The 18870-nt window shown below is 71.5% G+C and carries 20 protein-coding genes and 1 pseudogene; 7 read left to right on the top strand and 14 right to left on the bottom strand.

What is annotated here, in order from left to right; translation table 11 throughout:
- Positions 1 to 40 precede the first annotated feature (40 nt).
- Entirely contained in the window at positions 41 to 847 is an 807-nt protein-coding gene (locus FK530_RS00105; protein WP_146484972.1) for an SDR family oxidoreductase, read from the bottom strand.
- Positions 844 to 2559, bottom strand: coding sequence for an FAD-binding dehydrogenase (locus tag FK530_RS00100; protein WP_146484971.1), 1716 nt, complete (start codon positions 2557 to 2559; stop codon positions 844 to 846). Before FK530_RS00100 ends, FK530_RS00105 begins: the two co-directional genes overlap by 4 nt.
- A gap of 92 nt (positions 2560 to 2651) precedes the next feature.
- On the opposite strand from FK530_RS00100, the gene FK530_RS00095 reads away from it, so the two are divergent.
- Positions 2652 to 3236, top strand: coding sequence for a TetR/AcrR family transcriptional regulator (locus FK530_RS00095; RefSeq protein ID WP_146484970.1), 585 nt, complete (start codon positions 2652 to 2654; stop codon positions 3234 to 3236).
- Here FK530_RS00095 and FK530_RS00090 read toward each other — a convergent pair.
- Genes FK530_RS00090 through FK530_RS00080 form a run of 3 tightly spaced genes read right to left on the bottom strand, consistent with a single transcriptional unit; the run spans position 3192 to position 6138 of the window.
- A complete protein-coding gene (locus FK530_RS00090; protein WP_158644991.1) occupies positions 3192 to 4469 on the bottom strand; it encodes an MFS transporter in 1278 nt (425 codons plus the stop codon). The genes FK530_RS00095 and FK530_RS00090 overlap by 45 nt on opposite strands.
- A 33-nt stretch (positions 4470 to 4502) precedes the next feature.
- Positions 4503 to 5393: a LysR family transcriptional regulator gene (locus FK530_RS00085; protein WP_146484968.1), complete on the bottom strand. Its 891-nt coding sequence runs from the start codon at positions 5391 to 5393 to the stop codon at positions 4503 to 4505.
- A gap of 22 nt (positions 5394 to 5415) precedes the next feature.
- The gene (locus tag FK530_RS00080; protein ID WP_146484967.1) at positions 5416 to 6138 is read right to left on the bottom strand and encodes an SDR family oxidoreductase; all 723 of its coding nucleotides are present in this window, start codon (positions 6136 to 6138) and stop codon (positions 5416 to 5418) included.
- 138 nt (positions 6139 to 6276) lie between these two features.
- On the opposite strand from FK530_RS00080, the gene FK530_RS00075 reads away from it, so the two are divergent.
- On the top strand, positions 6277 to 7272 hold the full coding sequence (locus tag FK530_RS00075) for an EamA family transporter (RefSeq protein ID WP_146484966.1): 996 nt from the start codon (positions 6277 to 6279) through the stop codon (positions 7270 to 7272).
- Here the strand turns inward: FK530_RS00075 and FK530_RS00070 are convergent.
- Positions 7159 to 7908, bottom strand: a complete 750-nt coding sequence (locus tag FK530_RS00070) for a class I SAM-dependent methyltransferase (RefSeq protein ID WP_146484965.1) — start codon at positions 7906 to 7908, stop codon at positions 7159 to 7161. The two genes, FK530_RS00075 and FK530_RS00070, sit on opposite strands and share 114 nt — an antisense overlap.
- 28 nt (positions 7909 to 7936) lie before the next feature.
- Between FK530_RS00070 and FK530_RS00065 the strand changes: the two genes are divergently transcribed.
- Both FK530_RS00065 and FK530_RS00060 read left to right on the top strand, forming a co-directional pair.
- Positions 7937 to 9178 carry a Mur ligase family protein gene (locus tag FK530_RS00065; protein ID WP_146484964.1) on the top strand — a complete coding sequence of 414 codons (1242 nt, stop codon included), beginning with the start codon at positions 7937 to 7939 and terminating at the stop codon, positions 9176 to 9178.
- Positions 9179 to 9204: 26 nt separating this feature from the next.
- The gene (locus tag FK530_RS00060) at positions 9205 to 9912 is read left to right on the top strand and encodes a type 1 glutamine amidotransferase (protein ID WP_146485587.1); all 708 of its coding nucleotides are present in this window, start codon (positions 9205 to 9207) and stop codon (positions 9910 to 9912) included.
- 34 nt (positions 9913 to 9946) lie between these two features.
- Here the strand turns inward: FK530_RS00060 and FK530_RS00055 are convergent, their stop codons facing one another.
- From FK530_RS00055 to FK530_RS00035, 5 genes are read right to left on the bottom strand one after another with little or no spacing between them, the layout of a single operon-like run.
- Entirely contained in the window at positions 9947 to 10477 is a 531-nt protein-coding gene (locus FK530_RS00055; protein ID WP_146484963.1) for a methylated-DNA--[protein]-cysteine S-methyltransferase, read from the bottom strand.
- Complete coding sequence (locus FK530_RS00050; RefSeq protein ID WP_146484962.1) at positions 10474 to 11079, bottom strand: DinB family protein; 606 nt, start codon at positions 11077 to 11079, stop codon at positions 10474 to 10476. Before FK530_RS00050 ends, FK530_RS00055 begins: the two co-directional genes overlap by 4 nt.
- Positions 11080 to 11111: 32 nt before the next feature.
- A complete protein-coding gene (locus FK530_RS00045; protein ID WP_146484961.1) occupies positions 11112 to 11660 on the bottom strand; it encodes a uridine kinase family protein in 549 nt (182 codons plus the stop codon).
- Between the two features lie 3 nt (positions 11661 to 11663).
- On the bottom strand, positions 11664 to 12311 hold the full coding sequence (recR, locus tag FK530_RS00040; RefSeq protein ID WP_146484960.1) for a recombination mediator RecR: 648 nt from the start codon (positions 12309 to 12311) through the stop codon (positions 11664 to 11666).
- A 10-nt stretch (positions 12312 to 12321) separates the two neighbouring features.
- Positions 12322 to 12630 (bottom strand): YbaB/EbfC family nucleoid-associated protein, encoded by a 309-nt coding sequence (locus tag FK530_RS00035; RefSeq protein WP_146484959.1) that lies wholly within the window; start codon positions 12628 to 12630, stop codon positions 12322 to 12324.
- Between the two features lie 94 nt (positions 12631 to 12724).
- Here FK530_RS00035 and FK530_RS00030 point away from each other — a divergent pair, with 94 nt between their 5' ends.
- Positions 12725 to 13549 (top strand): Rv3717 family N-acetylmuramoyl-L-alanine amidase, encoded by an 825-nt coding sequence (locus tag FK530_RS00030; RefSeq protein WP_231706435.1) that lies wholly within the window; start codon positions 12725 to 12727, stop codon positions 13547 to 13549.
- A 24-nt stretch (positions 13550 to 13573) separates the two neighbouring features.
- On the opposite strand, the gene FK530_RS00025 is transcribed toward FK530_RS00030, so the two are convergent.
- Together FK530_RS00025 and FK530_RS00020 are read right to left on the bottom strand one after the other, a co-directional pair.
- A complete protein-coding gene (locus FK530_RS00025; RefSeq protein ID WP_146485586.1) occupies positions 13574 to 14512 on the bottom strand; it encodes a pseudouridine synthase in 939 nt (312 codons plus the stop codon).
- Between the two features lie 37 nt (positions 14513 to 14549).
- Positions 14550 to 14999, bottom strand: a complete 450-nt coding sequence (locus FK530_RS00020; protein WP_146484957.1) for an SRPBCC family protein — start codon at positions 14997 to 14999, stop codon at positions 14550 to 14552.
- 190 nt (positions 15000 to 15189) lie between these two features.
- Here FK530_RS00020 and FK530_RS00015 point away from each other — a divergent pair, with 190 nt between their 5' ends.
- Both FK530_RS00015 and FK530_RS00010 read left to right on the top strand, forming a co-directional pair.
- Positions 15190 to 16587: an FAD-binding oxidoreductase gene (locus FK530_RS00015; protein ID WP_231706481.1), complete on the top strand. Its 1398-nt coding sequence runs from the start codon at positions 15190 to 15192 to the stop codon at positions 16585 to 16587.
- A gap of 1 nt (position 16588) precedes the next feature.
- Entirely contained in the window at positions 16589 to 17890 is a 1302-nt protein-coding gene (locus FK530_RS00010) for a class I SAM-dependent methyltransferase (RefSeq protein ID WP_146484955.1), read from the top strand.
- Between the two features lie 30 nt (positions 17891 to 17920).
- Here the strand turns inward: FK530_RS00010 and FK530_RS00005 are convergent.
- Positions 17921 to 18870: pseudogene (locus FK530_RS00005) on the bottom strand (DNA polymerase III subunit gamma/tau); the annotation flags it as partial.

The raw sequence follows: 18870 nt of genomic DNA, 5'->3' as shown, positions 1-18870 counted from the left end.
GCCCCGGCTAGGGACGAATGTCCCGACGACCCGGGACGGGCTATCGCTTGAGGCCGTGCCTCCGCGCGACGATCGACGAGACGACTTCCACCGGCACGAGCCGCTTCAGCAGGAAGACCAACGGAGCGTTGCTGCCCACCGCGTAGAACTCCCGCGGCCTGTCGGCCTCGATCGCCTTCACGATGACCTCCGCCACCTGCGCGGGGGTGATGCCCGCCCGCTCATTCGCATCGAGGTTCTCGATCATCGTGTCGAAGTCGTTGCGGTACACCGAGTCATCGGCGACGTACTTGGTGCGACGCTCACCGATGCCCGTGGCGATCGAGCCGGGCTCCACGGTGGAGACCCACACCCCGAAGGGCGAGAGTTCCTGCCGGGCCGCGGAAGCGAAGCCCTTGAGCGCGGCCTTCGCCGCCACGTACGAACCGCGGTAGGCCAGTGGGAAGCTGGCGAGCATCGAACCGACCATGATCACGCGGCCGTACCGCCGCTCACGCATCGAGGGCAGCAGCCGCTGAGTGAGCTGCACCGCGCCGAAGACGTTGGTCTGGAAGAGCCGGTCGACCGCGTCCGCGGGGAGCTCCTCCAGGGGCCCGGACTGGCTCTCGCCCGCGTTGTTGACCACGACGTCGATGGCACCCGCGGCCGCGGCGCACGCGGCCACGGACTCGCGATCGGCGAGGTCCAGCGCCAGGTACTCCACGCCGGGGATCCGCTTGGCCGGTGCGATGGTCTCGGGGTCGCGGCTGGTACCGAGGACCCGATAGCCCTTCTGCACCAGCAGCTTCGCCGTCTCGTAGCCGATGCCGGAGGTCGCCCCGGTCACCAATGCCGTTCGTTCGCTCACGCCTGCGCTCCCTTGTGTCCACCGGTGGCGGCCGCCGCTGCGCGGCCCGCCGTCATACCCGAGAATATGCACCCGCCGAGGAACGTGCCCTCCAGCGCGTTGTAGCCGTGCACGCCGCCGCCGCCGAAGCCGGCGACCTCGCCGGCCGCGTACAGGCCGGGCACGGGCGCACCGTCGGCCCCGAGGACGCGTGCGGAGAGATCGGTCTCGAGCCCGCCCAGGGTCTTGCGCGAGAGGATGTTGAGCCGCACCGCGATGAGCGGACCGTGCGCCGGGTCCAGGATGCGGTGCGGTTTGGCGACCCGCACCACCTTGTCGCCCAGGTAGTTCCGAGCATTGTGCATCGCCTGGAGCTGCGCGTCCTTGCTGAAGGCGTTCGCGGTCTCGCGGTCACGCGCCTCGATCTGGCTGCGCAGCCGCCCCAGCTCGACGTGTCCGCCCCGCCCGATGGCGTTCATACCTGCCACCAGTTCCTCGAGCGTGTCGGCCACCACGAAGTCCTCGCCGTTCTGCTTGAAGGCCTCGACGGGACCCGGCGCCCCCTTCGACTTCACCCGGCCGAGAGCGAGTTTCAGATCCTTCTCGGTGATGTCCGGGTTCTGCTCCGAACCCGAGAGCGCGAACTCCTTCTCGATGATCGTCTCGGTGAGCACGAACCACGAGTAGTCGTAACCGGTCTCGAGGATCGCCTTCATCGTCGCGTTCGTGTCGAAGCCGGGGAAGTTCGGCGCCGCGAAGCGGTTGCCGTTCGCGTCGAACCACAGGGAGGACGGACCCGGAATGATGCGGATCGCGTGGTCGGGCCAGATCGGGTCCCAGTTGTGGATGCCCTCGGTGTAGGCCCAGACCCGGTCGCGGTTGACGATGTTCGCCCCCGCGGCCTCGGAGATCGCGAGCATGCGGCCGTCGACGTGCGCGGGGACGCCGGCGATCATGTGTTTCGGGAACGGACCGAGCCGCTCGGTGGGCCAGTACCGGCGCATCAGCTCGAAGTTGTGGCCGATGCCGCCGGAGGTCACGAGGACCGTCGGCGCACGGAACTCGAACTCGCCGATCGTCTCCCGGCCGCTGGCGACGCCACGCTCGAGGTCCGTGGGCTCCAGGACCGCGCCCCGCACGCCCACGATCACTCCGTCGCCGACGGTGACCAGCTCGTCCACGCGATGCCGGAAGGCGAAGCGCACCAGGCCCTGCGCCTCGGCCCGCTCGACGGGCTCGCGGAAGACCCGCACCACCTCTGGGCCCGTGCCCCAGGTGAGGTGGAAGCGGGGCACGGAGTTGCCGTGGCCGTCTGCGCTGCCGCCGCCCCGTTCGGCCCAGCCGACGACGGGGGTGAAGCCGAGGCCGAGCCGCCGCAGGTAGTCGCGCTTGCGATGCGTCGCGAACTCGACGTAGGCGCGGGCCCACTGCCGGGGCCAATGGTCCTCGTCCTCGCGGTCGAAACCGGCCGAGCCGGTCCAGTCCTGCCAGGCCAGCTCGAAGGAGTCCTTGATGCCGAGGCGGCGTTGCTCGGGTGAGTCGACCAGGAACAGACCGCCGAGGCTCCAGAACGCCTGGCCGCCGAGGTTGTTGCGGTTCTCCTGATCCACGATCAGGACCCTGCGGCCCGCCCGCGAGAGTTCGTACGCGGCCACGAGACCCGCGAGCCCGGCCCCCACCACGATCGCGTCCGGCGCGAAGCCGTCCGGTCCCGTCGAATTCTCCTCGGCCATGGCCCGCCTCTCGGATTCATAACTAGACTCGCCGTTCTACTTATCGCTAGCATGACACGCATCACACCGGTCGTCAACGAAACGGAGGAGCCGTGGCCAAGGGCGAGCAGACCCGCGCACGCAGCGTGGAGCGGTTCCTCGACGCGGGCCTGGACGTATTCGCCGAACGGGGGTACCACGCCGCGTCGATGGACGAGATCTGCCGCCGCGCGGATCTGTCCCGCGGCGCCTTCTATTCGAACTTCTCGGGCAAGGAGGCCCTGTTCCTCGCACTGTTCGACCGACACACGGAGCGTCAGATCGGCCGGGTGGCGGCCGTGATCGACGCGGCGGACTCCCTCGAGGACGCGATCACCGACGCCGCCCTGGCGGCCGCGCCCGAGGATCCCGAGGAGCGACGGTGGGGCCTGCTCTCCACCGAGTTCACCATCTTCGCCGCGCGCGACGCGGCCGCCGCCGCGCGGCTCACCGACCGCGATCGGGCGATCCGGGATCGACTGTCCGACGCGCTCTCCCGCTTCGTCCCCGCCGCGGACGCCGCTGCGCTGGCCCGGTTCGCGGTGGCGCTCTACGAGGGGGTCCAGCTCACCCACCTGGTCGACGGCGACTCCGCCGCCGCCCGGGAGCTGCTCCTACGTTTCCTGCCGGCCGGCCTGCACACCGTCGTCGAGCGCTGACGTCCGCTCCGCGACCGTCCGGTCCGCGCCGGCGACGAGCCCGCACAGTAGGAGCGGCACGAGCAGGATCAGAAGGCTGACCAGCGGGATCGTCCAATCTCCGCGCACGCCGTGCAGCACGCCCATCAGCATCGGTCCCCACGCGGCGAGCAGGTATCCCACGGTCTGCGACATCGCGGACAGCGAGACCGCCTGCGCGGTGGTGGCGACGCGCAGGTTCATCATCGTCACGGCCAGCGAGATCATCGCGCCGAGGCCGAATCCGACGACGACGTTCGCGACCCACGCGCCGATGCCGTTGCCGAAGGCGAGCACGCCGAACACCCCGATCGCCTGCAACCCGACCGCCGCTACCGCGACGATCCGCTGCTCGCGCCGCCGCGCCGCCCACTGCGGGAAGCTCAGCGCGGTGACAACGCTGAGCAGGCCCCCGATCGCGAGCATCGCGCCGGCCGTCTCCGCGGACAAGCCGCGATCGCGGTAGATCGTGGGGATCCACCCGATCAGCGCGTAGGCCTGCAAGGACTGCAGACCCATGAATCCGGTGACCGCCCATGCGACGGGGCTGCGCAGCACCGTCCGGGCCGCACCGCGACCGGCGGCACCGTCGGCCTCGGGGACGCTGCGTCGGAACCGCAGGTACCGCACCGTGATCGTCGCCAACAGCACCGCCGCGACGAGAGCCGGGATCGACCAGAGCGCGAGCGCACCCCGCCAGCTGCCGCCCAGTGCGGTCACGCCGGGCACCGTCAGCGCCGAGGCGACGCCCGTGGAGGCGCAGACCATCGCCGTGAACAGGCCCGTCATCAAGCCGATCCGGTGCGGGAAGAAGATCCGTACGAGGACCGGCCCCAGCACGTTGCCCACCGCGATCCCCGCGCCCGCGAGCAGCGTGCCGCACAGCAGGACCGTCCAACTGGGGACGATGCGGACGGCGCTGCCCACGGCCACCATGACGACGGCGATCGTCGCCACCACCACCGCGGTGAACCGCCGGGCCAGCCTGGGAGTGACGGCCGAGAACATTCCCAGGCAGAGCACCGGGCCGGTGGTCAGGAGCGCGACCTCGGCGCCGCTCAGGCCGTACGCGGTGCGGATCTCCGAGAGCACCGCCGACGAGCTGCCGAAGATCAGGCGCAGGCAGAGACCCATGACGATCAGGGCTGCAGCGCACGTCAGCGCGCCGACGGCCCGCAGCGCGGGCGGGGCGGAGGGTACGGATGTCGACGTCATCCCACGAATCATGGGATGACTTTGACGCTCGCGTCAACCGACCGCCGCGACCTCCTCGTCGAGGGCGCGGAGGACCGCCGCCACCGCGGGCCGGCGTTCGGCCCCGGGGCGGGTCGCCACCTCGAGGATCCGGGCCGCGAGCACACCGACGATCTCGAGCCCACGAACGCCGGGATGGGTCACCGCGTGCCGCGCGACGAGCGCGACCCCGAGGCCGGCCGCCACCATCGCCTGGATCGTGTGGAAGTCATTGATCCGCTGCACAATCCGCGGTTGCACGCCGGTGATGGTCGCGAGGGAGCGGAGTACGTCGTCGACGGGGAAGCCGTCCCGCACGCTGATCCAGTCCAAGTCGGCGAGTTGGGTGGCATCGACCCGACCGGCCGCCGCGAGCGGATGATCGACGGGCACCACCAGATCGATCGGCTCGCGCATGAGGACGCGGGAGGCTATGCGCGGCCCGCCCAGAGGCGCGGCGCGCTCGTCGCGGTGCGCGACCACCACGTCGGCGTCGGCGAGCATCGCCGGGAGCTCGGTGCCGGGTAGGTCGGCATCCGCGGCGGCGACCTGGACTCCCGCGGCGGCGGTGCGTCGCAGCACGCCGGGCAGGAGCAACTCCGCCGCCGACGGGAAGAGCGTCAGCCGCACCACGCCGACGGGGGTCGAGCGGTACCGGTCCATCTCCGCCCGCGCCCGATCGAGTTCGCCCAGCACGGATTCCGCGCGGACCACGAGCGCGAGTCCGGCGTCCGTGAGGCGCACCCGACGGCCGTCGGGCTCGAGCAGGTCCACGCCCGCCTCGCGGGCCAGGACCTTGAGCTGCTGCGACACCGCCGACGGGGTCATGTCCATCGCCCGGGCCGTCGCGGCGACGGTGCCGCGGTCGGCGAGCTCACGCAGTATCCGCAGGCGGTGGACGTCCATGCGCACCGAGGGTACGCGCAGCTCAGCGCAGTGCGTACCCGCCGTCGACGTACAGCGTCGAGCCCGTCGTGTACGTGCTCGTGAAGAGATGGACGACTGCGGCCGCGATCTCGTCCTCGGTTCCAGGGCGGCCGAGCACGGCTTCGCGCTCGATGTGCGCGAAGGCCGCTTCGCGCGCCTCCGCGGGGCGGCCGGCCCAGAGGTTGCCATCGACGGTGCCTGGCGCGATCGCATTGACCCGCACCGGCGCCAGCTCGACCGCCAGCCCGCGCGCGAGGCCCTCGATCGCGGCGTTCGCGGCGACGTACGGCGCTGCCGGGCCCGCAGGGCGCACGCTCGCGGCGCCCGACGTGAGCACCACCGCGGCGTCCGCCGTGAGCGCCGGCAGCGCCGCCTTGACCACCCGGTACTGGCCCCAGAACTTGGACTCGAAGGGGCTGCGAGCCTCCTCGACATCGAGCTCGACGAAGGACCCGACGGTGTACGTCGCCGCGGTCGTGAACAGCGCGTCGACCGAATCCACCTGCGCGAAGAAGGCCTCGACACCGTCGGGGTCGGCCGTGTCGACGGTGCGGCCCGTCGCCGCCGGCCCCAGCGCGGCGACGGCACCGTCGAGCCGCTCCTGCGAGCGCCCGCCGAGGACGACCCGGGCACCGTCGGCGATCACCCGTCGGGCGACGGCGAGGCCGATCCCGGAGGCTCCCCCGATCAGGACGACGGTGCGATCGCGGAGTTCGAAGGTCATGGCGCCAAGCTAGCCCGGCGGGCGTCCCGGGCAGCAGGGCTGCGCGCCGGGTGATTCCAGGTCTCGGTAGTAGCGCTACACGGTTGATCAAGAAGTATTCGATTGTTCTTCCGTTCCGGGGCGGCGACAGTGGAGGGCATGAGTCCCCGCCATCGCCTCGTCGCCCTGCTCGTCGTCGTGCTCTGGGGACTGAACTTCCTCGCCATCCGCTACGGCCTCGACTACTTCCCGCCGCTCTTCCTGGGCGCGCTCCGCTTCCTCGTGCTGGCGCTCCCGGTGCTCCTGTTCGTCCGGCCGCCGAAGGGCCCGGTGACGTGGCTGCTGCTCTACGGGCTCGGTTCGGGCACCTTCCAGTTCGGCCTGTTGTTCACCGCGATGCACATCGGCATGCCCACCGGGCTCGCCTCGCTGGTGCTGCAGTCCTCGGCGCCGTTCACGGTGCTGCTGGGCGCGATCCTGTTGCACGAGAAGCTCGCCGTCCGGCAGATCGCGGGCATCGGCATCGCCGTCGTCGGCATGGGCCTGATCATCGCCGACCGCGCGGACGCCGCGGCCGGGGTCGGCGTGCTCGGCGTCGTCCTCACGCTGCTCGGCGGCCTGAGTTGGGCGTTCGGCAACATCGGACAGCGCCTGGCGGCGCCGTCGGAGCCGTTCCGCTTCACCCTGTGGATGTCCGTCATCCCGCCCCTGCCGATGCTGGCGCTCAGCGCAGCGTTCGAGGGCCCCGCCACCGGCTGGAGGGCTCTCGCCCACAGCCTCGACGGTGCCGAGGGGCGCCTCGCGCTCCTCGGGGTGGCGTACATCGCGATACTCAGCACCGTCGTCGGCTACGGGCTGTGGGGCGCGCTGATGGCCCGCTACCCCGCATCGACGGTCGCGCCGGCGACGCTGCTCGTCCCCGTGGTCGGCATCGCGGCCAGCGCGGTGGTCCTCGGCGAGCACCCGACGGCGCTCGCGCTGACCGGCGCCGCGATCGTCATCGCCGGCTGTCTCCTGGGAATGCTGCGCAGGCCCGCGCCGCTACCGGTCGGCGATGAGGGCGATCGTCCCGGCGGCCAGCTCGACGTCGCCGTCGCCGATGACCTCGGCGAGCGCGGCGCGCAGGGCGGCGCGGCGGTCGTCCGGCAGGGTTGAGTGCGCCGAGTAGGTGAAGACCAGGTCCAGCCACTGTTCCTTGGCCTGGATCTCGGTCCAGCCGTCCTCCCGCTGGGCCACCCTGAACCCCGCGGCCTCGAACCTGCCCCGGAGTTCGGCCATCGCGTACATCTGATCGTGCGCGGAGCCCGCGCCCGCGGCCTCGACGTTGATGTAGTCCTCGCTCGCGGCGCGGAGGGCGTCGTTCGACGGGGTGGTCGGGCGCAGCTTGTTCCACAGCAGCACGACGCGGCCGCCCGGATTGAGGAGGTCCGCCAGGCGCGGGACCGCGGTGTCGGCGTCGACCCAGTGCCAGGACTGCCCGAAGGTGACGAGGTCGAAGGTCCGGCCGCGGGCGTCCCACTCCTCGAAGGTCGCGACCTCCGTCCGCACCCCCGAGGCCCGTGCGACCTCCGCCATCGCGGCGTCCGGCTCGACCGCCAGCACCTCGAGCCCACGGTGCCCGAGCTGCCGCGCCAGAATCCCCGTACCCGCGCCGACGTCGACGGCGCTGCCCGCTCCCGCCGTGATCGCGTCGACGGTGACATCGGCGTAGCGGGGCCGGAGCCGGTCGTAATCCTCGGCGAGTGCCCCGAACGAGAGCGCCCGCCGTCGGTCCTCGTGCAGTTCAGCCATGAATCCAGCTTGCCCTATTCTGGAGCGCATGCCCGGACTCCCCCTCCGCGCCCGCGCGGCGCTGCTCGCCGCCCGATCCGCAGCCTGGGCGTCGCAGCGCGCCGGGCGCGGCAAGGGCTCGATGATCGGCGGCCTCGTCGCGCTGAAGATCGAGCCGAATCTGATGTCCCGGCTGGCCGCCGGCAAGCGCACCGTCGTCGTGACCGGCACCAACGGCAAGTCCACCACCACCCGGATGACCGCCGCCGCGCTCGCCACCACGGGTCGCGCGGTCGCGACCCAGGCCGACGGGGCCAACATGGACGCCGGCATCGTCGCCGCCCTGACGGCGCACCAGCGCGCTCCGCTGGCCGCCCTCGAGGTCGACGAGCTGCACGTCCCGCACGTCCTCGACGCGACCGACGCGGAGGCACTCGTGCTGCTCAACCTCTCCCGCGATCAGCTCGACCGCGTCGGCGAGATCAACGCCATCGAGCGACGCCTGCGCGCGGGCGTCGACGCGCACCCGGAGCTCACCGTGATCGCCAACTGCGACGACGTGCTCGTCACGTCCGTCGCCTACGACGCGAAGAACGTCGTGTGGGTCGCCGCCGGCGCCGGCTGGACCAGCGACTCCACGTCGTGTCCCCGCTCGGGCGAGCCCGTCGTCCGCGACGGCGACCACTGGTACTCGACGGGGACCGACTTCTCCCGGCCCGAGCCCGACTGGTGGGTCGACGACGAGCACATCCACGGCCCGGACGGCTTCGTCGCGCCGCTGGCCCTGAAGCTGCCCGGCCGGGCCAACCGCGGCAACGCCGCGCAGGCCGTCGCCGCCGCGGTCGCGATGGGCGCCGACCCGAGCGCCACGGTCGAGGCCGTCGGCACCGTCGGCGAGGTCGCGGGCCGCTACTCGACGGTGACCGTCGGCGAGCACACCGTCCGCATGCTGCTGGCGAAGAACCCCGCCGGCTGGCAGGAGGCCATGTCGATGATCGACGGCACGGCCGAAGGCCTGGTGATCGCGGTCAACGGGCAGGTCCCCGACGGCGAGGACCTCTCGTGGCTCTGGGACGTGCAGTTCGAGCGGTTCGAGAACGGCAAGGTCGTGGCGTCGGGTGAGCGCGGCGCCGACCTCGCGGTGCGCCTGACCTACGCGGGCGCCGAGCACTCGCTCGTGGCCGATCCCGTGGCAGCGATCGCCTCGTGCCCGCCCGGACGGGTGGAGGTGCTCGCCAATTACACGGCGTTCCGCGACCTGAACACGGCTCTCGAAGGGCGGCGCGCGTGATCGACTTCTCCGGATCCGAGAATCGGATCACCGAGTCCACCCTGGTCATCGGCCTGGTACTCCCCGACGTGATGGGCACCTACGGCGACGGCGGCAACGCCCTGGTGCTGCGCCAGCGTGCGCGACTGCGCGGCATCGACGCCGAGGTCCTGCCGATCACGCTCGCCGACCCCGTGCCCGCGACCTGTGACATCTACACCCTCGGTGGCGCCGAGGACTACGCGCAGCGCCTGGCGACCCGCCATCTCACGCAGTACCCGGGCATGCAGGAGGCCGCGGCCAAGGGCGCGCCCGTGCTCGCGATCTGCGCCGCGATCCAGGTGCTGGGCCACTGGTACGAGACCTCCGAGGGCGAGCGGGTCGACGGTGTCTCCCTGTTCGACCTGACCACCACCCCGCAGGCCACCCGCTCGATCGGCGAGATCGAGGGCGTGCCGCTGATCGACGGGCTCACCCAGCCGCTCACGGGGTTCGAGAACCACCGCGGCGGTTCGGCACTCGGGACCGATGCCGCGCCCCTGATGCGCGTGGTCCGGGGCACGGGCAACGGCGCGGGGGCCGCGGTCGACGGTGTCGTCCAGGGCAGCGTGCTCGGGACCTACATGCACGGCCCGGCGCTCGCCCGGAACCCCGAGCTGGCGGACTACCTCCTGGCCCGCGCGACCGGACGGTCGCTCGAGCCGTTGGACCTGCCGGACGTGGACCTGCTGCGCCGCGAGCGCCTGCGGAAATAGGTCCGGCACAGCGACGCTGCGCTGATGGCACGGATCACCAGAGCCCGAGCACGGCCTGCTCGGTGGAGAGCAGGCGCATCTTGGTGGTGACACCGCCGCCGGCGGAGAAGCCACCGGTACGACCGTTCGCCGCGGTGACGCGATGGCACGGCACGACGGGCGGGTACGGATTCTCACCGAGTGCGCGGCCGACGGCGCGAGCGGACCCGGGAAGTCCTATCTCCGTGGCGATCTCGCCGTAGGTACGGGTCGATCCGGGCGGGATCCTGCGCGCGGCGTCGTACACGGCGCGCTGGAATTCGGTGAGTCCGCGCATGTCGAGGGGTACCCAGGCGAGATCGTCGTCGAGGTTCGCGCCCGAGACCAGATCGACCACGGCGTCGATGACGCGGGCGACCTCCGGCGGCGGTGCGGAGGCCTCCGCCCCCTCGCCGAGATACTGCGCGGTCACCTCGTCGGACTCCTCGGGGAGCCGGACGGCGGTGACGACACCGTCTGAGCCCCAGGCGATCCCGCACCGCCCGACCGCGGTGTCGAAGAGAGCGAACCCCGCCGGGCCCGTCATCGGCTCGCCGCCGCAGCCCGCGCCGCGGCCTCGACTTTCGCGCGGTACGCCGGCCGGTCGACACCCTCGGGGAGATTGGTGTTCCCGGGCTGCAGGCCCGCCGCACCGTCGATCAGTTCGCGGACGATGTCGGCTTGGCCGGCGTGCCGGTCGAGGTCGAAGAAGGTGTGCATCGCGAGGCGGTGCAGGGTGACCGACCGACCCCGCTCACCCCACCACGGCACCGTCCCCCTGGTGCTGAGCGGGAGCTCCGCGAGGGTTGCGGTGGCGTGGGCACGGGACCGGTCGAACAGATCGACGATCGCGGCCGTCGGCTCGTCCGCCCGCACCCACAGATCATCGTCGGCGACGTAGTCCGGCGACTCCGGATCCGGCAGGAAGGGGTGGGAGAAGGGCCGCCCGAAGCATCCGCCGAGATACCCCGAGTCGACCATCGCGCAGTGCTTGACCAGTCCCAGGAGGTTCGTGCCCGTGGGCATGAGAGGGCGGCGCAGGTCGTACTCGCCGAGACCGTCGAGCTTCCAGATCAAGGCGTCCCGCGCCCGGTCCATGTACTGCTGAAGGTCGGCCTTCAGGAGCTCCTCGCCGGTGCGCGCGTCCATGGCTCGACGATGCCACAGGGCACCGACAGGTTCTACGGCGCGACCGTCCTGGGTTCGACGAGGGCGCAGCGCCGGCGCGTTCCGTCGACCGCGAACCAGCCGCGTTCGAACTCCTGCCACCGGACGAGCTCGGCCCGCGACTCCTCGCCGTCGCGGGCGACGGCCCGCTCGAGCCTCTCCTCCGCGGTGCCGCCGTCCAACCAGAGGCCCAGGGACAGGCGGCGGGCGAAGGAACGGCGTGCGCTCGAGACGCCCTCGATCACGATGAGCGAGGCCCGCGGGACCCGGAGCTCCTCCCCCGGCGTCGGCACCCCGTCGCGCCAGACCATGGGGCGGTAGAAGGCGTCACGCCCGCGCACGAGGGGGTCGACCACTTCGGTGACCAGCTTCGGCCACCACGACACCGGGTCGTCCCAGGTGGCGTAGTGGTCCGTGCGGATCAGAGCGACGCGGGCACCGTCGGCCCGGAGATCGTCGACGAGACGCTGGGCGTACGTCGACTTGCCGGCCCCGGACGGCCCGTCGATCGCGACGATGCCCTCGGGCGCACCCAACCGGGACAGCAGCTCTGCGGCGTCCACGGGTCAGCTCGGCGGCGTCTCTTCGAGGATCCGCGGCGGTTCGGACAGCGATCGCCGACCGCTCATGGCGCGGCCGAGAGTCAGCTCGTCGGCGAACTCGAGCTCGGCACCCATCGGCAGACCAGCGGCGGGGCGCGTGACGGTGAGACCGGGGAAGTCCTTGAGCATCCGCACGAGGAAGGCCGCGGTGGCCTCGCCCTCGGTGTTCGGATCGGTCGCGATGATCACCTCGTCGACGTCGACCCCGTCGACCGACGTGCCGAGGCGGACGAGCAGTTCGCGGATCCGGAGCTTGTCGGGCCCGACGCTCTTGATCGGGTTCAACGCGCCGCCGAGGACGTGGTAGAGACCGCGGTACTCGCGGGTGCGCTCGACCGCCTGAACGTCCTTGGCCTCCTCGACCACGCAGATCTTGGAGGCGTCGCGGCGCGGATCCGAGCAGATCCGGCAGCGGGTCTCGGCGGAGACGTTGCCGCACACCTCGCAGTACCGCACGTCGTTGCGCACGCGGGTGAGCGCGTTCGTCAGCCGGTCGATGTCGGTGGGCTGCACCCCCAGGAGGTGGAACGCGATGCGCTGGGCGCCGCGCGGTCCCACCCCCGGGAGTTTGGCCAACTCGTCGATCAGCTCCTGAACCGGTCCTTCGTACACGTGCCGACCGTCAGAAGGGCAGGCCGCCGGCCAGCGGCCCCATCTTCTGCTGCGCGATGGCGGCGGTGTTGTCCGCCAGGTTCGCCAGGGCACCCAGGACCAGGTCCTGCAGGGTCTCGACGTCCTCCGGGTCGACCACCTTGGGATCGATGGTCACGGACTTCACCTGGCCGTCGCCGGTACCGGTCACCGTGACGAGGCCGCCGCCGGCCTGGCCCTCGACCGTCGTCACCGCGAGTTCCTGCTGGGCCGCCATGAGCTGCTGCTGCATCGCGCCGACCTGTGCCATCAGGTCTTCCATCGAGCCTCCGGGCTGCATGTGCCGTCTCCCTCCGCCGGTCAGGTGACCCGCTATGTCCGATTCGTGTTACTTGTGTTACCGCTGTGCCGGTTGGGGCGGTACAGTGCGATCCGTGAAGAACCGCCGTTCCGCCGTCCTGGCCGCGACCGTGCTCCCCGCACTGGTCCTCTCCGGCTGCACCATCGGTGACGCCGGACAGCAGCGGAACGCGGCCGCACCCACCAGCCTATCGCCCGGCGGGCCCGCCCTCGTGAACAACGCGGCGCCGCTCGGCGCCGGAGCCTTGAGCGGGAAGAAGATCTTCGTCGATCCCGGTCACAACGGCGCCAACGACGCCTCGATCGACAAGCAGGTCCCGACGGGCCGCGGCGGCACCAAGCCGTGCCAGACGACCGGCACGACCAGCGTGAACGGCGTGCCCGAGCACACGTTCAATTACGCGGTGGCCTACAAGCTCTATCAGGCGCTCACGGCGGCGGGCGCGCAGGTGATGCTCTCCCGCACCGACGACACCTCCGTCGCGTCGTGCATCGACGCTCGTGCCGAGGCCGCCAACAGGTGGGGCGCCGACGCCGCAGTGAGCATCCACGCCGACGGTTCCGCCCCTGGCAACCGAGGGTTTCACGTGAATCTTTCCTCGCCGCCTTTGAATCCCGCGCAGCAGAACGCGAGCCCCGCGTACGCCGCGAAGATGCGGGACGCGCTCGTCGCGGGTGGCTTCACGCCGGCGACGTACATCGGCACCGGCGGCCTCTACCCGCGGTCGGATCTTGCCGGGCTGAATCTGGCGACGGTGCCGTCGGTGCTGGTCGAGGCGGGCAACCTGCGCGACGCCGGCGAGGCCAAGGTGCTCGAATCGGCCGACGGCCAGCAGCGCCTCGCGGACGCCATCGCCGCCGGCCTCGCCGCGTACCTCGGTTCCGGCGCGACGCGCTAGCCGCGAATCCGGCCGAATCCGCGGCTACGAAGCCGAATCCGGCTTCCCGATGTACTGATCCGCCGAATCCACGGCCACCAGTTCACGCCGGCTCACGAACTCCCGCTCGGTCCCGTCGAGCGGGTCGGTGAAGGCCAGGGTGCGTGCCAGCAGGCGCAGCGGATCGGAGAAGTCGCCGTCCACGAAGTCCCGTGGTTCGGGATACAGCGGGTCCCCCAGGATCGGCACCCCGAGCCCGGCCATGTGCAGGCGGAGCTGGTGCGTCTTGCCCGTCTCCGGGCGCAGTCGGTACCGCCCGACGGTGCCGCCCCGTCCGTCCGGAACCTCGGATTCCAGCGCGACGCGGCTGCGCGCGTTCACCGGACCGTCGACCTCGTAGGCCCGCATGATGCCGGGCGTCTTCTCGATCCGGGACTCCACGACCGTCGGCAGCTCCAGGTCCGCGCGCAGCGGCGCCAGCGCGGCGTACTCCTTGCGCGCCGCTCCGGTCGCGAAGAGCTGCTGGTAGGGGCCGCGCACGGCGGGATCCCGGGTGAACAGCAACACGCCCGCGGTGAGCCGGTCGAGCCGGTGCGCGGGCGAGAGCAGCGGCTCGTCGAGCTCACGCCGCAACCGAACGAGTGCACTTTGCACGACCCGCGCACCGCGCGGCATGGTCGCGAGGAAGTGCGGCTTGTCCACCACCACGATCCGCTCGTCCTGGAAGAGGACCGGCATCGCGAAGGGCACATCGATCTCGTCCGGCAGCTCGCGGTACATCCAGACCGCCTGCCTGGCGGCGAGGACAGATCCGGGCCCGAGTGGCGCACCGTCGGAGCCGAGGACGCACCCGGCCGCGCTCTCGGCGGCCACGTACTCCGCGGTGCCGGGGAACCGGGCCTCGAGAACCTCGCCGAGCGTGCGCCCGGCCTCCTCCTCGGCGATGACCAGGCGCGTCGGGTCGACGCCGTCACGCAGCGGCAGCGGCGCGACCGGAGTCCCGCGGTGGCGCCGTGGGCGCCTAGCCGTTGGACTCGACCTGCACCTTGAGGTTGGTGAGCAGCTCGTCGTAGATGCGACCGAGGCCCTTGGGTGCGAAGGTCTTCTCGAAGAACCCGCCGATGCCGCCCGCGCCCTGCCAGGTCGTGGTGATCGTGACGGTGGTCGCATCGCCGGCGCTGTCGGCGGCGACGGCGCGGTAGGTGGTGACCATCGAGCTGTTCGCGTCGGTCTCGGTGACGGTGGCACCGTCGACCGTGACGGTCGCGCGGACGTTGCGCGAGCGCTTCTCGGTGGCCTGGAGGATCCACTCGGCGACGGTGCCGGAGCCCTGCCCGCCCTCGAGCACGCGGTACTCGCGGTAGTTCGGGGGAAGGATCTCGGCGCGGCGGGTGTAGTCCGCGATGGCGGCCAGGACCTTCTCGGGCGCGGCGGCGATGGTGATGGACTTGGTGGCGGTTACCTGGGCCAACGTACTTCGATCCTTACGAGTATCGGGGCCTCCGACGAGGTCGGAGACGTGGGTGTCGGCACCGCCGACGAGTTCGATGCCAGCCTAACCAATCGGTAACGGCCCGCGCGCGTCGCGCCCGAGAGGTATAGCGTCGATGATCGTGAGTGCTCGCAACGCAACGCCGGCGCGAACCCCGTCGACGGTCCCGATCGCTGGAGAAGCCGCCTACGAGGAGGGCCTCGCGCGGTTGCGCGAGAGCTACCGCGCGATTCCCCCGAACGCGCGCGTCCGCCTGTCCAAGAAGACCTCCAACCTGTTCCGCGCCCGCGCGGCCACCGAGGCGCCCGGTCTCGACGTCTCCGGTCTCGCCTCGGTCATCTCGATCGATCCCGAGGCGGGCACCGCCGACGTGGGCGGCATGTGCACGTACGAGGACCTGGTGGCGGCGACGCTGCCCTTCGGCCTCGCCCCGACCGTCGTGCCACAGCTCAAGACGATCACCCTGGGCGGCGCCGTGAGCGGGATGGGCATCGAATCGAGCTCCTTCCGCGCCGGCCTGCCGCACGAGGCCGTGCTCTCGATGGACATCCTCACCGGCAACGGCGACGTGGTGACGGCGACGCCGGACGGACCGGACTCGGAGCTCTTCTTCGGCTTCCCCAATTCGTACGGCACTCTGGGATATTCGACCCGGCTGACCGTACAGCTGGAGCCCGTGGCCAGATACGTCGAGCTGCGGCACGTGCGCTTCCACACGCTGGACGACCTGCAGGAGACGATGGCGGAGATCGTCGATGCGCGGGAGTACGACGGCGAGCCCGTCGACTACCTCGACGGCGTCGTCTTCTCCGCCGCGGAGTCCTATCTCGTCCTCGGCCGCAAGACCGACGAGCCCGGCCCCCTCAGCGACTACACGGGCCGGGAGATCTACTACCGGTCGATCCAGCACGCCGACGGGGTCACGCGTGACCGGCTCACCACGCACGACTACCTGTGGCGCTGGGACACCGACTGGTTCTGGTGCTCCCGGGCCTTCGGTGCGCAGAATCCGAAGGTGCGCCGCCTATGGCCGAAGCACCTGCTGCGCAGCAGCTTCTACTGGAAGCTCGTGGCGCTGGACCGCCGGTGGGACATCGGCGACAAGCTCGCGGCACGCAAGGGCGAGCCGCCCGGCGAGCGCGTGGTGCAGGACATCGAAGTGCACATCGACGAGACCGTCGACTTCCTCGAATGGTTCCTCGACGAGATCCCCATCGAGCCGATCTGGCTGTGCCCGTTACGGTTGCGTGATCCGCTGCCACCCGGCGCCGACGCGGACCGACCGTGGCCGCTGTACCCGTTGGAACCCCGCGAGACCTACGTGAACGTCGGTTTCTGGTCCGCGGTCCCGAAGCAACCCGGCCAGATCGAGGGCCGGGCCAACCGCCTGATCGAGGAGAAGGTGTCGGAGTTGGGTGGACACAAGTCCCTGTACTCCGAGGCCTTCTACGAGCGCGCCGAGTTCGACGAGCTCTACGGCGGAATCCACTTGGAGAAGTACAAGTCCCGCTACGACCCGGAGGATCGCTTGCTGGGCCTGTACGACAAGACAGTCAGGAGGCAGTGAATTGACGCGGTCCACTGAGCATCTCCCCAAGCTCAGCCTCGCCGAGATCATCGAGAAGGTGGCGGGCGGCAAGCTCGCCATCCGGGTGAAGGCCTACGACGGCTCGTCGGCCGGGCCGGACGACGCGCCGTACGGCCTCGACCTGCTCACCCCGCGCGGAACGACCTACCTCGCAACGGCGCCCGGCGACATGGGCCTCGCCCGCGCCTACATCGCCGGCGATCTGGAACTCACCGGCGCGCCCCCGGGAGACCCGTACGAGGCGCTCCGCGCCCTCTCGGACGATCTCCAGTTCGCCAAGCCGGGGCCCAGGCTGATCGCGCAGATCGCACGGTCCGTCGGCGCCGAGCACATGATCCCGATCGCGCCGCCCCCGCAGGAGGCGATCCCCCGCTGGCGGCGGATCGCCGAAGGGCTGCGGCACAGCAAGTCCCGCGACGCCGACGCCATCCACCACCACTACGACGTCTCCAACCGGTTCTACGAGCTGGTGCTCGGCCCGTCGATGACGTACACCTGCGCCTGCTACCCGGACGGCGACGCGACGCTGGAGGAGGCGCAGGAGAACAAGTACCGCCTGGTCTTCGAGAAACTGCGACTCAAGCCGGGTGACCGGCTGCTGGACGTCGGGTGCGGCTGGGGCGGCATGGTGCGCTACGCGGCTCGTCGCGGTGTGCACGCCATCGGTGCGACCCTGTCCAAGGAGCAGGCGGAGTGGGCGCAGGCCGCGATCGAGGCCGAAGGGCTGGGCGAGTTCGCCGAGGTGCGCTACAGCGACTACCGCGACGTCCCCGAGGGCGACTTCGACGCGATCAGTTCCATCGGTCTCACCGAGCACATCGGCGTGCACAACTACCCGTCGTACTTCACGTCGCTGCGCGAGAAGCTGAAGACCGGCGGGCTGCTGCTCAACCACACGATCACGCGGCACGACAACAAGCTGTCGGGCAAGGGCGGTCAATTCATCGACCGGTACGTCTTCCCGGACGGCGAGCTCACCGGATCCGGTCGCGTGATCGCCGCGATCCAGGACATCGGCGGCATGGAGGTGCGGCACGAGGAGAACCTCCGCGAGCACTACGCCCTCACCCTGGCGCAGTGGTGCAAGAACCTCGTCGAGAACTGGGACGAGGCCGTCGCCGAGGTGGGCCTCGGCACCGCCCGTGTCTGGGGCCTGTACATGGCCGGCTCGCGACTGGGCTTCGAGCGCAACGTGGTCCAGCTGCACCAGGTGCTGGCGGTGAAGCTCGACGCGAAGGGCGGGGCGGGCGACCTGCCGCTGCGCCCGTGGTGGAACGCCTAGCGCGACATCGGGACCCGGCGCTCGCCCCGATCAGATGGGGCGGGCGCCGAGTTCGTTCTTGAGCAGCTCGAGAGCGATCTCGTCCGGATCGCGGCGCGGTGCGCTGGTCCCGCCCGAGACGGCGTCCTCGCGATGCGCGGCGTCGATCATCTCCTCCTCGGAGACCTCCTCGACAGGCGCCGGCTCGGGGTCCGGCTCAGGAGGGAGCGGGATGTCGTCGTGGTGCGACGGGGCGCGGTTCTCCCGGCCCGCGGGCCGCGGGTCGGGCCGCTGATCGCCCGCGCGGCTGCGCCGCTCGAACGTGGGGGGCGCCTTGCGAGGCTCGGCGGCCGGACGCTGCTGCTGCGGCGCGGCCGCCGGGGCACCCTGCTGGCGCGCACCACTGCCGTCGCCGACCTCGACGTCCCACTGCGTGCCGAAGACCTCGCGGACCGCATCCCGCAGATTGCCCACGTGCTGCTGGTCGCTGAACCTGCTGAGCAGCGCGGGGATCGGCAGGGCGAGGTGCAGGACATCGCCTGCGAGCCCGAGCACCTGCACGTTCGGCATGAGTGCGAAGGTCACCGTGCTGCGGTCCTTGACGGCTCGGAGCACCTTGGGCCAGGCCGTACGGACTTCCTCCACCGAGGGACCCGACGGCGCCGGAGCCTCCTGGGCGGCCGGCGCGGACTCCGCCGCCGGGGCGGCAGGTGCCGGCTCCGGGGCGCGGTCGGGCTGCGGGGCGGGCGGCGCGGACTCGGCTGCGGGCGCCGCCGTCGCGGCCGCCGGCGGCACTGCGTCGGGCTCCGCGGGCGCGGCGGGCTCCGGTTCCGGCCGGTGCAGCACCGGTTCCTGTTCTGCGGACTCGGCCTGGACGGCCGGCGTCGCCTCCGGCGGTGCGGCGGACTCCGGCGCGACCGGCGCGGTGGGCTCCGGCGCGGTTGTGCGTCCCGACTCCGGCGGGGCGGATTGTGGCGCCGGTTCCGCGGCGGGGGCGGCCG

It is taken from the genome of Tsukamurella conjunctivitidis (genome assembly GCF_007858475.1).
Classification (GTDB): Bacteria; Actinomycetota; Actinomycetes; order Mycobacteriales; family Mycobacteriaceae; genus Tsukamurella; species Tsukamurella conjunctivitidis.
The sequence above is the reverse complement of the archived record's forward strand: the minus strand, read 5'-3'. Positions and strand labels throughout refer to the sequence as shown.

Coding starts and splice junctions, on each gene's coding strand:
- FK530_RS00100 (WP_146484971.1), bottom strand. CDS start 2,559: ATGGCCGAGGAGAATTCGACGGGACCGGACGGCTTCGCGCCGGACGCG.
- FK530_RS00080 (WP_146484967.1), bottom strand. CDS start 6,138: ATGACCTTCGAACTCCGCGATCGCACCGTCGTCCTGATCGGGGGAGCC.
- FK530_RS00050 (WP_146484962.1), bottom strand. CDS start 11,079: ATGGACGCGCGCACCGGCGAGGAGCTCCTGAAGGCCGACCTTCAGCAG.
- FK530_RS00065 (WP_146484964.1), top strand. CDS start 7,937: ATGCCCGGACTCCCCCTCCGCGCCCGCGCGGCGCTGCTCGCCGCCCGA.
- FK530_RS00085 (WP_146484968.1), bottom strand. CDS start 5,393: ATGGACGTCCACCGCCTGCGGATACTGCGTGAGCTCGCCGACCGCGGC.
- FK530_RS00090 (WP_158644991.1), bottom strand. CDS start 4,469: ATGACGTCGACATCCGTACCCTCCGCCCCGCCCGCGCTGCGGGCCGTC.
- FK530_RS00075 (WP_146484966.1), top strand. CDS start 6,277: ATGAGTCCCCGCCATCGCCTCGTCGCCCTGCTCGTCGTCGTGCTCTGG.
- FK530_RS00070 (WP_146484965.1), bottom strand. CDS start 7,908: ATGGCTGAACTGCACGAGGACCGACGGCGGGCGCTCTCGTTCGGGGCA.
- FK530_RS00055 (WP_146484963.1), bottom strand. CDS start 10,477: ATGACGGGCCCGGCGGGGTTCGCTCTCTTCGACACCGCGGTCGGGCGG.
- FK530_RS00035 (WP_146484959.1), bottom strand. CDS start 12,630: ATGCAGCCCGGAGGCTCGATGGAAGACCTGATGGCACAGGTCGGCGCG.